Origin of the sequence: Thioalkalivibrio sp. ALRh (genome assembly GCF_000381425.1) — a bacterium.
Lineage (GTDB): Bacteria > Pseudomonadota > Gammaproteobacteria > Ectothiorhodospirales > Ectothiorhodospiraceae > Thioalkalivibrio.
In genome coordinates, this window is the sequence record NZ_KB906528.1 from 1 (window position 1) to 15342 (window position 15342).

General features: G+C 63.1%; 12 protein-coding genes, 1 tRNA gene and 1 pseudogene. All 14 read right to left on the minus strand.

Annotated elements, in window-relative coordinates:
* The coding region (locus F791_RS13260) for a GTP-binding protein (RefSeq protein ID WP_018137563.1) at window positions 1-96 on the minus strand (96 nt) is incomplete at its 3' end.
* Between the two features lie 45 nt (window positions 97-141).
* Window positions 142-2238: an elongation factor G gene (fusA, locus tag F791_RS0112905; RefSeq protein ID WP_018137619.1), complete on the minus strand. Its 2097-nt coding sequence runs from the start codon at window positions 2236-2238 to the stop codon at window positions 142-144.
* Window positions 2239-2260: 22 nt separating this feature from the next.
* On the minus strand, window positions 2261-2728 hold the full coding sequence (gene rpsG / locus F791_RS0112910) for a 30S ribosomal protein S7 (RefSeq protein ID WP_018175517.1): 468 nt from the start codon (window positions 2726-2728) through the stop codon (window positions 2261-2263).
* Window positions 2729-2754: 26 nt separating this feature from the next.
* Window positions 2755-3132, minus strand: a complete 378-nt coding sequence (gene rpsL / locus F791_RS0112915) for a 30S ribosomal protein S12 (protein ID WP_012983537.1) — start codon at window positions 3130-3132, stop codon at window positions 2755-2757.
* Between the two features lie 109 nt (window positions 3133-3241).
* On the minus strand, window positions 3242-7462 hold the full coding sequence (gene rpoC, locus F791_RS0112920) for a DNA-directed RNA polymerase subunit beta' (RefSeq protein WP_018994319.1): 4221 nt from the start codon (window positions 7460-7462) through the stop codon (window positions 3242-3244).
* 73 nt (window positions 7463-7535) lie between these two features.
* Entirely contained in the window at window positions 7536-11615 is a 4080-nt protein-coding gene (gene rpoB, locus F791_RS0112925; RefSeq protein ID WP_018175515.1) for a DNA-directed RNA polymerase subunit beta, read from the minus strand.
* Between the two features lie 130 nt (window positions 11616-11745).
* The gene (gene rplL, locus F791_RS0112930; protein ID WP_018137615.1) at window positions 11746-12126 is read right to left on the minus strand and encodes a 50S ribosomal protein L7/L12; all 381 of its coding nucleotides are present in this window, start codon (window positions 12124-12126) and stop codon (window positions 11746-11748) included.
* 67 nt (window positions 12127-12193) lie between these two features.
* The gene (gene rplJ / locus F791_RS0112935; RefSeq protein ID WP_018137614.1) at window positions 12194-12715 is read right to left on the minus strand and encodes a 50S ribosomal protein L10; all 522 of its coding nucleotides are present in this window, start codon (window positions 12713-12715) and stop codon (window positions 12194-12196) included.
* A 214-nt stretch (window positions 12716-12929) separates the two neighbouring features.
* The gene (gene rplA / locus F791_RS0112940; protein ID WP_018137613.1) at window positions 12930-13625 is read right to left on the minus strand and encodes a 50S ribosomal protein L1; all 696 of its coding nucleotides are present in this window, start codon (window positions 13623-13625) and stop codon (window positions 12930-12932) included.
* Between the two features lies 1 nt (window position 13626).
* The gene (gene rplK, locus F791_RS0112945) at window positions 13627-14058 is read right to left on the minus strand and encodes a 50S ribosomal protein L11 (RefSeq protein ID WP_018137612.1); all 432 of its coding nucleotides are present in this window, start codon (window positions 14056-14058) and stop codon (window positions 13627-13629) included.
* A gap of 62 nt (window positions 14059-14120) precedes the next feature.
* Window positions 14121-14654: a transcription termination/antitermination protein NusG gene (nusG, locus tag F791_RS0112950; protein ID WP_018137611.1), complete on the minus strand. Its 534-nt coding sequence runs from the start codon at window positions 14652-14654 to the stop codon at window positions 14121-14123.
* A 16-nt stretch (window positions 14655-14670) separates the two neighbouring features.
* Entirely contained in the window at window positions 14671-15036 is a 366-nt protein-coding gene (gene secE, locus F791_RS0112955; RefSeq protein ID WP_012983545.1) for a preprotein translocase subunit SecE, read from the minus strand.
* A 39-nt stretch (window positions 15037-15075) separates the two neighbouring features.
* Window positions 15076-15151, minus strand: a tRNA-Trp gene (locus tag F791_RS0112960).
* Window positions 15152-15237: 86 nt separating this feature from the next.
* Window positions 15238-15342, minus strand: a pseudogene (locus F791_RS13625) (elongation factor Tu); the annotation flags it as partial.

A 15342-nucleotide genomic window follows, 5' to 3' on the forward strand; every position in this document is an offset into this window, starting at 1 on the left:
CATCGCCGCCGTCAGCGTGGTCTTGCCATGGTCCACATGACCAATCGTCCCCACATTCACATGCGGCTTCTTACGCTCGAACTTTTCCTTGGACACAGCTCAAACCTCTTTCTACAGTTCTTTCGGATTACGCGATTCGGTTCAGGAGGCCTTCGCCGCCACAGCCTCGGCGACCTGCGCCGGCGCCTCGGAGTACTTTTCGAACTCCATCGAGTACGTGGCGCGACCCTGGCTCATCGAGCGCAGCTGCGTCGAATAGCCAAACATCTCGGACAGCGGGACCTCGGCCTTCAGCAGCTTCTGACCCGCGATATCCTCCATACCCTTGACCAGACCACGACGTCGGTTCAGATCGCCCATCACGTCGCCCATGTATTCTTCCGGCGTCTCCACCTCGACCTTCATCATCGGTTCCAGCAGCACGGCGCCAGCCTTCAACGCACCCTCCTTGAAGGCCATCGAACCAGCCACCTTGAACGCCATCTCGTTCGAGTCAACGTCATGGTAGGAGCCGTCAAACAGCGTGACCTTTACGTCCACCACCGGGTAACCGGCGAGCACGCCGTTGGCCATCTGCTCCTCGACGCCCTTGTTGACGGCCGGGATGTAGTCCTTCGGCACGACACCACCGACGATGGCGTTGACGAATTCGTATCCGTCGCCCGCCTCTTGCGGCTCGATGCGCAGCCAGACATGACCGTACTGGCCGCGACCACCCGACTGGCGCACGAATTTGCCTTCGGTTTCCACGCTCTTCTTGATCGTCTCGCGGTACGCCACCTGCGGCTGACCGACGTTCGCCTCGACCTTGAACTCGCGCTTCATGCGGTCGACCAGGACCTCGAGATGAAGCTCACCCATGCCGGAGATGATCGTCTGGCCGGACTCTTCGTCAGTCCGCACACGGAAGGACGGGTCTTCCTGCGCCAGCTTGTTCAGCGCGATACCCATCTTTTCCTGGTCCGACTTGGTCTTCGGCTCGACCGCGATCGAGATCACCGGCTCCGGGAACTCCATGCGTTCCAGCTCGACCGGATTATTCGGATCGCAGAGGGTACTCCCCGTGTACAGATCCTTCAGGCCAACCACCGCACCAATGTCACCTGCGCGCAGCTCCTTGATCTCCTCGCGGGAGTTGGAGTGCATCTGCAGGATGCGGCCGATGCGCTCGCGGCGATTGTTCTGCGTATTAAGCACGGTGTCACCCGCGCTCAGCACCCCGGAGTAGACACGTACAAACGTCAGCGAGCCCACGTACGGGTCGGTCATGATCTTGAACGCGAGCGCGGCAAACGGCTCGTCGTCCGAGGCGTGCTTCGCGACCGGCTCTTCCGTCCCGGCCTTCACGCCCTTGATCGCCTTGACCTCTTCCGGCGACGGCAGGTACTCAACCACCGCGTCGAGCATGGCCTGCACGCCCTTGTTCTTGAACGCGGAGCCGCACAACATCGGCACGATCTCGAGTTCGATCGTGCGATGGCGAATCGCCTGCTTGATCTCTTCCTCGCTGAGGTCACCCTCGTTGAGGTACTTGTCCATCAGCTCTTCATTGGCTTCGGCAGCGGCCTCGAGCATGTTCTCGCGCCACTTTTCCGCCTCGGCCTTGAGCTCTTCGGGGATGTCCTTGTACTCGAAGGAGATGCCGAAGTTATCTTCGTCCCAGAAGATCGCCTGCATCTTGACCAGATCGATCACGCCCCGGAAGTTATCCTCGGCACCGATCGGCAGCTGGATCGGGACCGGGTTCGCCTGCAGACGCTCTCTCATCTGCTCGTAGACACGCAGGAAGTCGGCGCCGGCGCGGTCCATCTTGTTGACGAAGGCCATCCGCGGAACCGAGTACTTCGTGGCCTGACGCCAGACGGTCTCGGACTGCGGCTGCACACCACCCACGGCGCAGTACACCATCACCGCACCGTCGAGCACTCGCATGGAACGCTCCACCTCGATGGTGAAGTCCACGTGCCCCGGGGTATCGATGATGTTAACGCGGTGCTCATCGAACTGCTTGGCCATACCCTGCCAGAAGCAGGTGGTCGCCGCGGAAGTGATGGTGATCCCGCGCTCCTGTTCCTGCTCCATCCAGTCCATCGTGGCGGCGCCTTCATGGACCTCGCCGATCTTGTGCGACAGACCGGTGTAGAACAGGATGCGCTCGGTCGTCGTCGTCTTGCCGGCGTCGATGTGCGCGCTGATCCCGATGTTCCGGTAGCGCTTCAGTGGGGTCTTGCGTGCCACGTTGAGCCTCTCTAAATCGGTTTTACCAGCGGAAATGGGCGAACGCCTTGTTCGCTTCCGCCATGCGGTGAGTGTCTTCGCGCTTCTTCACGGCGGAGCCCTTGGAATCGGCGGCATCCATCAGCTCGCCCGCCAGCTTCAGCGCCATGGTCCGCTCGCCACGCTTGCGGGCCGCTTCCACGACCCAGCGCATCGCCAGGGCGTCCTGACGAACCGAACGCACCTCGACCGGCACCTGGTAGGTGGCGCCGCCCACGCGACGAGACTTCACCTCGACACGCGGACGAATGTTGTCCAGCGCGCGCTCCAGTGCACCCATGCCATCACCCTGCTTGGACTCAATCTGGTCCAGCGCGCCGTACACGACCTGCTCTGCGACCGACTTCTTGCCGTCACGCATCACGGTATTGATGAACTTGGCCAGGCGCTCGCTTCCGAACTTCGGATCCGGAAGGATGTGACGCTTGGGGGCAGCTGCTCTTCTCGACATGTCTCAGTTCCCGCTCTTGTACACGGTTAGGATTTCTTCGGGCGCTTGGTGCCGTACTTGGAACGACCCTGGGTGCGGTTCTGCACACCCTGGGTATCCAGGGAGCCACGCACCGTGTGGTAACGCACACCGGGAAGATCCTTTACACGACCGCCGCGAATCAGGACCACCGAGTGCTCCTGCAGGTTGTGGCCTTCGCCGCCGATGTAACTACTGACTTCGTAGCCATTGGTCAGACGCACGCGCGCAACCTTGCGCAGCGCGGAATTCGGCTTCTTCGGCGTGGTCGTGTAGACACGGGTGCATACCCCGCGCTTCTGCGGCGAGCCCTGCAGCGCCGGCACGTCGCTCTTCTCGACGGGGCGCTTGCGGGGCTTGCGTACCAACTGATTGATCGTGGCCATGAAACCCTTTCTCCTAGCCTAAAAATAACGACAGGCCGGCGCCGTGACCGGCCTGTCGAGGGAGCGGAATTCTAATCGCCGCCCCCTGAAGTGTCAACAGAAGGGGAGGCTATTCGGAGCCTTCCCCGGTGGTTTCCGGACCCGAGGCATCGGATTCGGTGTCGGCGGTGACCGCTGACGCCTCCTCGACGGTCTCGAACTCCGGCATTTCCAGCTCGCGCTTGCGGCGACGTTCCTTGTGGTATGCCAGCCCCGTGCCGGCCGGGATCAGGCGACCCACAATCACGTTCTCCTTCAGGCCACGCAGATCGTCACGGGCGCCACGGGTGGACGCCTCGGTCAGCACGCGGGTGGTCTCCTGGAAAGAGGCCGCGGAGATGAACGATTCCGTCACCAGCGACGCCTTGGTGATGCCGAGCAGCACACGCTCGTAGGTCGCCGGCTGCTGGTCGTCACCGAGCTTCTCGTTCTCCTCGAGGACCCGCACACGATCCACCTGGTCCCCCGCGAGGAACTTGGTGTCGCCTGGGTTGACGATGTTCACCTTGCGCATCATCTGACGAACAATGACTTCGATGTGCTTGTCATTGATCTTCACGCCCTGCAGGCGATAGACGTCCTGGATTTCCTGGACCTGGTATTCGGCCAGGGTGGTCACACCCCGCAGGCGCACGATGTCGTGCGGGTCCAGCTCACCGTCCACCACAACCTCGCCGCGCTCCACGCGCTCGCCCTCGAACACGTTCACGGTGCGCAGTTTCGGGATCAGCATCTCGACCGGATCACCCTTGTCCGGCGTGATCACCAGGCGCTGCTTGCCCTTGGTCTCCTTGCCGAACGAGACGGTGCCGGAGATCTCCGCCAGCACGGCCGGCTCCTTCGGACGGCGGGCCTCGAACAAATCGGCCACACGCGGCAGACCACCGGTGATGTCGCGGGTCTTGGACGACTCCTGCGGCAGGCGGGCGATAACGTCACCGACCTCGACGCGGGCATTGTCCTCGAGATTGAAGATCGCATTGGCCGGCAGCATGTACTGCGCGGGCATGTCGGTGCCCGGGATGTACACCTCGTTGCCATCATCATCCACAAGCTTGACGGTCGGGCGCAGGTCCTTGCCGGCGCTCGAGCGGCTCTTCGGATCGAGCACCACATTCTGGGACAGACCGGTGAATTCGTCCGTCTCCTTGGTCACGGTGACATTCTCGACGAAGTCCGCCAGACGAATGTAGCCGCCCACCTCGGTGACGATCGGGTGGGTATGCGGATCCCAGGTCGCGACTTCCTGACCGGCCTCGACCGCATCTCCATCCTTGACGGTGATGGTGGCGCCGTAGGGGATCTTGTAGCGCTCACGCTCGCGCCCCTGGTCGTCGATTACACCCAGCTCCCCGGAGCGCGAGACCGCAACCAGGTTGTCCGCCTTGTTGGTGACGGTCTTCAGGTTGTGCAGACGCACGGACCCGGCGTTCTTCACCTGGATCGCGCTGACCGTAACCGCACGGCTGGCCGCACCCCCGATATGGAAGGTACGCATGGTCAGCTGGGTGCCCGGCTCGCCGATGGACTGCGCGGCGATCACGCCCACCGCTTCGCCCTCGTTGACCTCGTGGCCACGGGCCAGATCGCGGCCGTAGCACTTGGCGCAGATGCCCTGGCGGGTCTCGCAGGTAATCGCGGAGCGCACCAGCACCTCGTCCACCGAGGCCTCGTCCAGCTTGTCGACCATTGCCTCATCCAGCAGCGTGCCCGCCGGCACCAGAACCTCGTCGGTGCCCGGGCGATGGACGTCCACCGCCGTGGTACGACCCAGTACGCGGTCGCGCAGCGGCTCGACTACATCCCCGCCCTCGATGATCGGCTTCATCACCAGGCCCTGCTGGGTCCCGCAGTCGTGCTGAGTAACCACCACGTCCTGTGACACATCCACCAGACGGCGGGTCAGGTAACCGGAGTTCGCGGTCTTCAGCGCGGTATCGGCCAGACCTTTACGCGCACCGTGGGTCGAGATGAAGTACTGCAGGACGTTCAGACCCTCGCGGAAGTTCGCGGTGATCGGCGTCTCGATGATGGAGCCGTCCGGCTTGGCCATCAGGCCACGCATCCCCGCCAGCTGACGGATCTGGGCCGCAGAACCACGCGCGCCGGAATCGGCCATCATGAAGATCGAGTTGAACGAGCTCTGCTCGACCGTCTCGCCCTCGGCGTTGGTGACCTGCTCCTTGCCGAGCCGCTCCATCATCGCCTTCGCGACCTGGTCATTGCAGTGCGACCAGATGTCCACGACCTTGTTGTAGCGCTCGCCCTTGGTGACCAGGCCCGAGGCATACTGCTCCTCGATCTCCTTCACCTGCTCTTCGGCGTTCTGCAGGATCGGCTGCTTCTCGTCCGGGATGACCATGTCATCCGAGCAGAACGAGACCCCGGCGCGGGTCGAATAGTAGAAGCCCGCATACATCAGCTGGTCCGCGAACACCACGGTGTCCTTCAGGCCCAGGCGACGGTAGCAGGAGTTGATCAGCGCGGAGATGGTCTTCTTGCTGAGCTCGCGGTCGATCAGCTCGAACGGCAGCCCCTTCGGCATGATGCGCGACAGGATCGCGCGACCGACCGTAGTCTCCACGCGCATGGATGGCAGCGGCTCGCCTTCCGCGACATCCGCCATGGTGTCGGCGATGCGCACGGTGACGCGCGCATGCAGGTCGACCAACTTGTGTTCGTAGGCGCGATGCACCTCGTCCACATCGGCGAAGGTCATGCCCTCGCCCTTGGCGTTCACCTTCTCGCGCGAGAGGTAGTACAGACCCAGCACGATATCCTGCGACGGCACGATGATCGGCTCGCCGTTGGCCGGCGACAGTACGTTGTTGGAGGACAGCATCAGCGTGCGCGCCTCCAGCTGGGCCTCCAGCGACAGCGGCACGTGCACGGCCATCTGGTCACCGTCGAAGTCGGCGTTGAACGCGGCACAGACCAGCGGGTGCAGCTGGATCGCCTTGCCCTCGATCAACACCGGTTCAAAGGCCTGGATGCCCAGGCGGTGCAGGGTCGGGGCACGGTTCAGCATCACCGGATGCTCGCGGATCACCTCTTCGAGGATATCCCAGACCTCGGGACCTTCCTTCTCCACGGCCTTCTTGGCGGCCTTGATGGTGGTCGCCAGTCCACGGCGCTGCAGCTTGCCGAAGATGAACGGCTTGAACAGTTCCAGCGCCATTCGCTTGGGCAGGCCACACTGGTGCAGGCGCAGGGTCGGGCCGACCACGATCACGGAACGGCCGGAATAGTCGACACGCTTGCCGAGCAGGTTCTGGCGGAAGCGGCCCTGCTTGCCCTTGATCATGTCAGCCAGGGACTTCAGCGGGCGCTTGTTGGTGCCGGTGATCGCACGACCGCGACGGCCGTTATCCAGCAGCGCATCCACGGACTCCTGCAGCATGCGCTTTTCGTTGCGCACGATGATATCCGGGGCGTTCAGCTCCAGCAGGCGGCGCAGACGGTTGTTGCGGTTGATCACCCGGCGATACAGGTCGTTCAGGTCGGAAGTCGCGAAGCGACCACCGTCCAGCGGCACCAGCGGGCGCAGGTCCGGCGGCAGCACGGGCAGCACGGACATGATCATCCACTCCGGCTTGTTGCCGGATTCCAGGAACGACTCGATCAGCTTGAGGCGCTTGCCCAGACGCTTGATCTTGGTCTCGGACCCGGTCTCGGACAGATCCTGGCGCAGCTTCGCGGCCTCGCCCTGCAGGTCCATCTCCCTCAGCAGGCTCAGCACGGCCTCGGCACCCATCATCGCGGTGAAGTCGTCGCCGTGCTCCTCCATCGCCTCGAGGTATTCCTCGTCGGTCAGGAGCTGGCCCTTCTCCAGCGTGGTGAAGCCCGGGTCGATCACAATGAAGGACTCGAAGTAGAGCACCTTCTCGATGTCCTTCAGGGTCATGTCGAGCAGCAGCCCGATGCGGGACGGCAGGCTCTTCAGGTACCAGATGTGCGCGACCGGCGAGGCCAGGTCGATGTGCCCCATGCGCTCGCGGCGCACCTTGGTCTGGGTCACCTCGACGCCGCACTTCTCGCAGACCACACCCCGGTGCTTCAGGCGCTTGTACTTGCCGCACAGGCACTCGTAGTCCTTCACCGGGCCGAAGATCTTGGCGCAGAACAGGCCATCGCGCTCCGGCTTGAAGGTCCGGTAGTTGATGGTCTCCGGCTTCTTAACCTCGCCAAAGGACCACGAACGGATCTGGTCCGCGGAGGCCAGGCCGATACGGATCGCATCGAACTCTTCCGGCTGGGTCTGCTGCTTGAACAGATTGAGGAGGTCTTTCATTCGCTATGCCTCACAAAGCTTTGGGTCGAGGGGTGCCCTGCACCCCTTCGGATCACATTCGGATCGGAGGAGATCAGTCCTGCTCCAGCTCGATATTGATGCCGAGCGCCTTGATCTCCTTCATGAGCACGTTGAACGACTCGGGGACGTTGGCCTCCATGTGGTGCTCGCCGTCGACGATGTTCTTGTACATCTTGTTGCGGCCCTGCACGTCGTCCGCCTTCACCGTCAGCATTTCCTGCAGGGTGTAGGCGGCACCGTAGGCCTCCAGCGCCCAGACCTCCATCTCGCCGAAGCGCTGACCACCGAACTGCGCCTTGCCGCCCAGCGGCTGCTGGGTGACCAGGGAATACGGACCGGTCGACCGTGCGTGCATCTTGTCGTCGACCAGATGGTTCAGCTTCAGCATGTGCATGTAGCCGACGGTCACCGGGCGATCGAAGGAGTCACCGGTACGGCCGTCGAACAGCTCGGCCTGCCCCGTCTCGGGCAGATCGGCCAGCCGCAACATCTCCTTGATCTCGGCCTCCTCGGCACCATCGAACACCGGCGTCGCCATCGGCACGCCACCGCGCAGGTTGCGGCAAAGCGCAATGATCTCGGCGTCCGACATGGAGTCGAGGTCGACCTTCTTGTCACGGTGGTTATAGATATTGCCCAGGAACTCGCGCAGCTTCGCGATTTCGGCCTGCGCCTCGAGCATGCGGTTGATCTTGTCGCCCAGCCCCTTCGCGGCCCAGCCCAGATGAACCTCCAGCACCTGCCCGACGTTCATGCGCGAGGGCACGCCCAGCGGGTTCAGGACCACGTCGACCGGGGTCCCGTCGTCGAGGAACGGCATGTCCTCTTCCGGCACGATCATCGAGATCACGCCCTTGTTCCCGTGGCGGCCGGCCATCTTGTCGCCCGGCTGCAGACGGCGCTTCACGGCCACGTAGACCTTGACCATCTTCTGCACGCCCGGCGGCAGGTCGTCGCCCGCGGCGACCTTGGCCTTCTGGTGCTCGAACTTCTTGTCGAACAGCTCGTGCTGCTCCTGCAGCTGGCGACCGAGGTCCTCCAGCTGCGAGTTCACGGCGTCGTCCTTCAGGCGCACCTCGAACCACTGGTTGCGGGACAGGCCCTGCAGGTACTTCTTGGTGACCTTGGAGCCGTCACCCAGCCCTTCCGGACCGCCGGCAGCCGCCTTGTTGAGCAGCAGCTTCTCGACGCGGGCGTAGATATCGTCCTCGTAGATTCGCAGCTGGTCCTTCAGGTCCTTCTTGACCGCAGCGAGGTCGTCTTCCTCGATCGACTTGGCACGCGCATCCTTCTCCACGCCATCGCGGGTGAACACGCGCACGTCGATCACCGTGCCCTCGATGCCGGACGGCACACGCAGGGAGGTGTCCTTCACGTCCGAGGCCTTCTCGCCAAAGATGGCCCTCAGGAGCTTCTCTTCCGGGGTCAGCTGGGTCTCGCCCTTCGGCGTGACCTTGCCGACCAGGATGTCGCCCGGGTTTACCTCGGCGCCAACATAAACCACACCGGACTCGTCCAGCTTGGCCAGCAGCGACTCGGAGACGTTCGGGATATCCGCGGTGATCTCTTCCTGGCCCAGCTTGGTGTCGCGCGCGACACAGTTGAGCTCCTCGATGTGGATCGTGGTGTAGCGGTCCTCCTGCACCACGCGCTCGGAGATCAGGATGGAATCCTCGAAGTTGTAGCCGTTCCAGGGCATGAACGCGACCATCATGTTCTGCCCCAGGGCCAGCTCGCCGAGATCGGTCGAGGAGCCATCGGCCAGCACATCGCCGCGGGCGATCTCGTCGCCTACCGCGACCAGCGGGCGCTGGTTGATGCTGGTGTTCTGGTTGGAACGCGAGTACTTGGTCAGGTTGTAGATATCCACACCCGGCTCGCCGGCGACGGTCTCGTCATCGTTCACGCGCACCACCACGCGGGCGGCATCCACGGAATCGACCGTACCGCCGCGCTTGGCGACGATCGCGGACCCGGAGTCGATCGCCACCGTGCGCTCGATACCGGTACCGACCAGCGGCTTGTCCGCGCGCAGGCAGGGTACGGCCTGACGCTGCATGTTCGCACCCATCAGGGCGCGGTTGGCATCGTCATGCTCGAGGAACGGCAGCAGCGCGGCGGCCACGGACACGATCTGCTTCGGCGAGATATCCATGTACTGGATCTTGTCCGGCGAGGAGATCGTGAACTCCTCCTGGAAGCGGCAGGAGACCAGGTCGTCGGTCAGACGCCCTTGCTCGTCCATCGCCGCGTTCGCCTGGGCGATCACGTACTGGCTCTCCTCGATTGCGGACAGGTACACGATCTCGTCGGTGACCTTGCCGTCTTCGACCTTGCGGTACGGGGTCTCGAGGAAGCCGTAGCGGTTGGTGCGGGCATACACGGCCAGCGAGTTGATCAGGCCGATGTTCGGGCCTTCCGGCGTCTCGATCGGGCAGACACGACCGTAGTGGGTGGGGTGCACGTCGCGCACCTCGAAGCCCGCACGTTCGCGCGTCAGGCCGCCCGGGCCCAGCGCGGAGATACGGCGCTTGTGGGTCACCTCGGACAGCGGGTTGTTCTGGTCCATGAACTGCGACAGCTGGCTGGAACCGAAGAACTCCTTGACCGCGGCGGCCACCGGCTTCGCGTTGATCAGCTCCTGCGGCATCAGCCCTTCGCTCTCCGCGACGGTCAAACGCTCCTTGACCGCACGCTCGACGCGCACCAGGCCCAGACGGAACTGGTTTTCCGCCATCTCGCCCACGCTGCGGATGCGCCGGTTGCCCAGGTGGTCGATGTCATCGGTACGGCCGTTGCCGTTGCGCAGGTCGATCAGGACCTTCAGCACGTCGAGGATGTCCTCGGGTGACAGCACGCCCGGGCCCTCGTCGGTATCGCGGCCGACACGGCGGTTGAACTTCATCCGGCCGACCGCCGACAGGTCGTAGCGGTCCTCGGAGAAGAACAGGTTGGAGAACAGGTTCTCGGCGGCGTCCTTGGTCGGCGGCTCACCGGGACGCATCACCCGATAGATCTCGACCTGGGCCTCCAGCTGCGTCTTGGTCGGATCCAGACGCAGGGTGTCCGACATGAACGGACCGTGGTCGTAGTCGTTGGTGTAGATGGTCTCCACCGACTTCACGCCCTCGGCGCGCAGCTTGTCCAGCAGCTCCTGGGTCAACGGGTCATTGCCAGCCGCCATCAGTTCGCCGGTCGACTCGTCCACCACGCCCTTGGCCAGCACGCGGCCGAGCAGGTACTCGTCCGGTACGCGCAGCCGGTTGATGCCGGCTTTTTCGATCTCGCGGATATGCCGCGGCGTAATCCGGCGCCCGGCCTCGACGATCACGTTCTTGCCGTCGGTGATGTCGACCACGGCGGTCTCGCCGCGCAGGCGCTCGGGGATCAGGTCCAGTTCACCGCCGTCTTCATCGAGAGTGATCTGGTTGAATTCAAAGAAGGTGGACAGGATCTCTTCCGTATCCATGCCCAGCGCGCGCAGCAGGATCGACGCCGGCAGCTTGCGGCGACGGTCGATACGCACGTAAACCCCGTCCTTGGCATCGAACTCGAAGTCCAGCCAGGAACCGCGGTACGGAATAATGCGCGCGTTGTAGAGCAGCTTCTGGGCGCTGCCCTGAGTCTTGCCCCGGTCGCTGTCAAAGAACACGCCGGGCGAACGATGCAGCTGGGAGACGATCACGCGCTCGGTGCCGTTGATCACGAAGGTCCCGTTCTCCGTCATGAGCGGCATCTCGCCCATGTAGACCTCCTGCTCCTTGACCTCCTTGACCACGGTGGAGCCAGCAGGGGCCTCCTTGTCGTGGATCACCAGGCGCAGCAGGACACGCAGCGGGGCCGCGTAGGTCACGCCACGGATCTGGCATTCCTTCACATCGAACAGCGGCTCGCCCAGGCGGTAGCTGACGTACTCGAGCTGGACATGACCGGAATAGCTAACAATCGGGAACACCGACTGAAACGCCGCGTGCAGGCCCAGCGCGTGACGCGCCTCCGGACCTTTTTCGGCCTGCAGGAAATCCCGATAGGAGGTCAATTGGGTTTCCAGCAGATACGGGACGTCCAGGATCTGGGGACGCTTCCCGAAGTCCTTGCGGATACGTTTCTTTTCGGTATAACTGAGGGCCATGGCTTACCTCGGCGGCTAGCTGAACAACGCGCGAAAAAACCCGCGCCACCACGGGCTGAGGCTGACGACCAAAAGGCCGCCAGCCTCAGGGCTTCGTGATGTACACGAAAACAACAGGCGCAAGCGCCTTTTACTTCAGTTCGACGGTGGCGCCAGCCTCTTCCAGCTCCGCCTTCATCTTCTCGGCTTCTTCCTTCGCCGCGCCTTCCTTGACGGTCGCCGGAACGCCTTCGACCATTTCCTTGGCCTCCTTCAGGCCCAGACCGGTCAGGCCACGGACGACCTTGATCACGCCGACCTTGTTCTCGCCAAAGCTGGACATGACGACGTCGAACTCGTCCTTGGCTTCGGCAGCAGCGGCTTCACCACCGCCGGCGGCAGCCGGGGCGGCCGCAACGGCGGCAGCGGCGGAAACGCCGAACTTCTCTTCCATCTCGCTGATCAGGTCCACGATTTCCAGGACCGTCATGTTGCCGATGGCTTCCAGGATGTCTTCTTTCGAAACGGCCATTTTTTACTCTCCTAACGGGGAACACCCGTATTCATTCAGTACTTGCTCAGAAACGGCTTTATGAGATTCAGGCTGCCTGTTTCTGGTCACGAATTGCTGCAACGGTACGCACGAGCTTGCCCGGGACTTCGTTCACCGTACGGGCGAACTTGTCGAGCGGCGCCTTCATGGTGGCGAGAAGCGTTGCGAGCGCTTCATCGCGCGTCGGCAGACTGGCGAGGCGATCGAGATCGTTCGCACCCATCAGCTGCCCACCAAACGACACCAGCCGGACCTTCAGCTGTTCGTTTTCCTTGGCGAAGGACTTCACCAGACGCGCGGCGGAGCCAGGCTCCTCTTCACTGAAGGCCAGGATCAGCGGGCCATGCAGCTCGGGCTGCATGCACGCGAAATCCGTACCCTCGATGGCACGCTTGGCGAGGTTGTTCTTCACCACCCGCAGATAGACCCCGGAATTGCGAGCCTGCCGACGAAGGTCGGTCATCTGCGCGACCGAGAGACCTCGGTATTCCGCGGCGACCGCGGAATGCGCCGAGGCAGCAACCGTAGCCAGCTCCGAGACAATCGCCTTCTTGTCGTCGAGATTCAAAGCCACGTTGACTCTCCTCTAGTGAGACCACCCGGAGGCGGTCGTGAAACCGGGCGAACCCGGCACTTCGGTGCTCCCGTCGCAGGTACTTCCTGAATCGGGTGACACCATCTGCGCAGGCTGGTGGATTAAGCCGTCCCGCGAACGGGGCAGCGCCTGCGGTCTTGGATGGCGTGCCGCTTGCGCGACAGCCGACCAAAAACCAAAAAACTTCTTACAGCGACAGCGAGGCCTGGTCGACCTTCACGCCCGGGCCCATCGTCGTGGAGATCGTGACCCCCTTGACGTACTGCCCCTTGGACGTCGCCGGCTTCATCTTGACCAGATCCGCCAGCAGGGCGTTCAGGTTGTCGGCCAGCGAGCTGGAGTCGAAATCGGCCGCGCCAATGGTGCAGTGCACGATCCCGCCCTTGTCGGTGCGGTAGCGCACCTGGCCGCTCTTGGCGTTGGTCACCGCGGTCGCCACGTCCGGCGTCACGGTACCGACCTTCGGGTTCGGCATCAGGCCGCGCGGGCCGAGGATCTGGCCGAGCTGCCCGACGACACGCATCGCGTCCGGGGAGGCGATCACCACGTCGAAATCCATCTGGCCGGCCTTCACCTGTTCGGCGAGGTCGTCCATACCGACCACATCGGCACCGGCTTCCTTCGCGGCGTCGGCATTCGCGCCCTGAGTGAACACGGCCACGCGCACGCTCTTGCCATTGCCATGCGGCAGCACCGTCGAGCCACGCACGACCTGATCGGACTTGCGCGGGTCCACGCCGAGGTTCACAGCCACGTCGACCGACTCGCGGAACTTTGCCTTCGGCAGTTCACGCAGCAGGTCAAACGCTTCGGTCACCGGATAGAGACGGCCTGGCTCGACTTTCTCGCGGATGGCCTTCATTCGCTTGGTCATTTTCGCCATGTCAGAGACCCTCCACTTCGAGGCCCATGCTGCGGGCACTGCCGGCAATGGTACGCACCGCGGCGTCCAGATCCGCAGCGGTCAGATCCGGCTCCTTGGTCTTCGCGATTTCCTCGAGCTGCGCCCGGGTCACGGTGCCGACCTTGTTGGTATTCGGCTCGCCGGAACCCTTCTGCACACCCGCGGCCTTCTTCAGAAGGATCGCCGCCGGCGGCGTCTTGGTGACAAAGGTAAAGCTGCGATCTGAATAGACGGTGATCACCACCGGAATCGGCAGACCGGGCTCGATCTCCTGGGTCTGGGCGTTAAACGCCTTGCAGAACTCCATGATATTCACACCGCGCTGACCCAGCGCCGGCCCGACGGGCGGGCTCGGGTTCGCCTTGCCGGCGGGCACCTGAAGCTTGATATATGCTTCGATTTTCTTCGCCATGATGACTCCCTCGGGTACAAGCGCCTCGCGGCTCCCCGACTAGCAGTGGTGACGTCGGTACGTCAGGTTTTCTCGACTTGGTGGAACTCGAGTTCCACGGGTGTCGAGCGACCAAAAATCTGGACAGCCACCAGGAGGCGGCTCTTCTCGTAGTTCACTTCTTCCACGACGCCATTGAAGTCGTTGAACGGGCCGTCGATCACGCGAACCATCTCGCCCACCTCGAACAGGACCTTCGGGCGCGGCTTCTCGGCGCCTTCCTGCATGCGCTGCAGGATGGCATCGGCTTCCTTGTCGCTGATCGGGGCCGGCCGGTCTGCGGTGCCACCGATGAAACCAAGCACGCGCGGGACCGCCTTAACCAGGTGCCAGGCCTCGTCGTTCAAGTCCATCTGCACGAGGACATACCCCGGGAAGAACTTGCGCTCGCTCTTGCGCTTCTGGCCGTCCTTCATCTCGACGACCTCTTCGGTAGGCACCAGGATCTGGCCGAAGTGGTCCTGCATGGCGAAACGCTCGATGCGCTCCTCCAGCGACCGCTTCACCTGGGCCTCGAAGCCCGAGAATGCCTGTACGACGTACCAGCGTAATGCCATGGAGAGAATCCTGTGACTATCCGATGAAGCGACTGATGGACCAACCCAGGAACATGTCCAGGAGCCAGAGGAAGATCCCGATTATGATCACGACGGCGATGACGATCAGCGTGGTCTGGGTGGTCTCGACCCGGGTCGGCCAGACCATCTTGCGCACCTCGGTGCGCGCATTGCCCATAAAGGCCGCCAGCTGATGCCCCTTCGCCGTGGTCATGCCAATCGCCACGGCCACGCCGACCACGGCCAGCAGCCCGAGCACACGAATCAGAGTGGACTCGTCCGAGAACCAATAAAAGCCCATGACGCCAGCAATCAGCAGCGCCACGGCTACCGCGAGCTTGAAAGTATCCAGCCCGCCGGTCTGTTCCGATTGTTCACTCATGAATACGTATCACCCGGTACTCGCCGCCATCGGTGAAGATGGCAGGCCAGGAGGGACTCGAACCCCCAACCTGCGGTTTTGGAGACCGCTGCTCTGCCAATTGAGCTACTGGCCTAAAAATCGAATCGACAAGAAACAAACGCGAGAGACGACGCACCAGGCGCCGCCTCTCGCGGTCGATCGTTCAACTTATCTACTGTATCACTCGATGATCTTGGATACGACGCCGGCGCCGACGGTGCGGCCGCCTTCGCGAATCGCAAAGCGCAGACCATCTTCCATCGCGATCGGGCTGATCAGCGACAC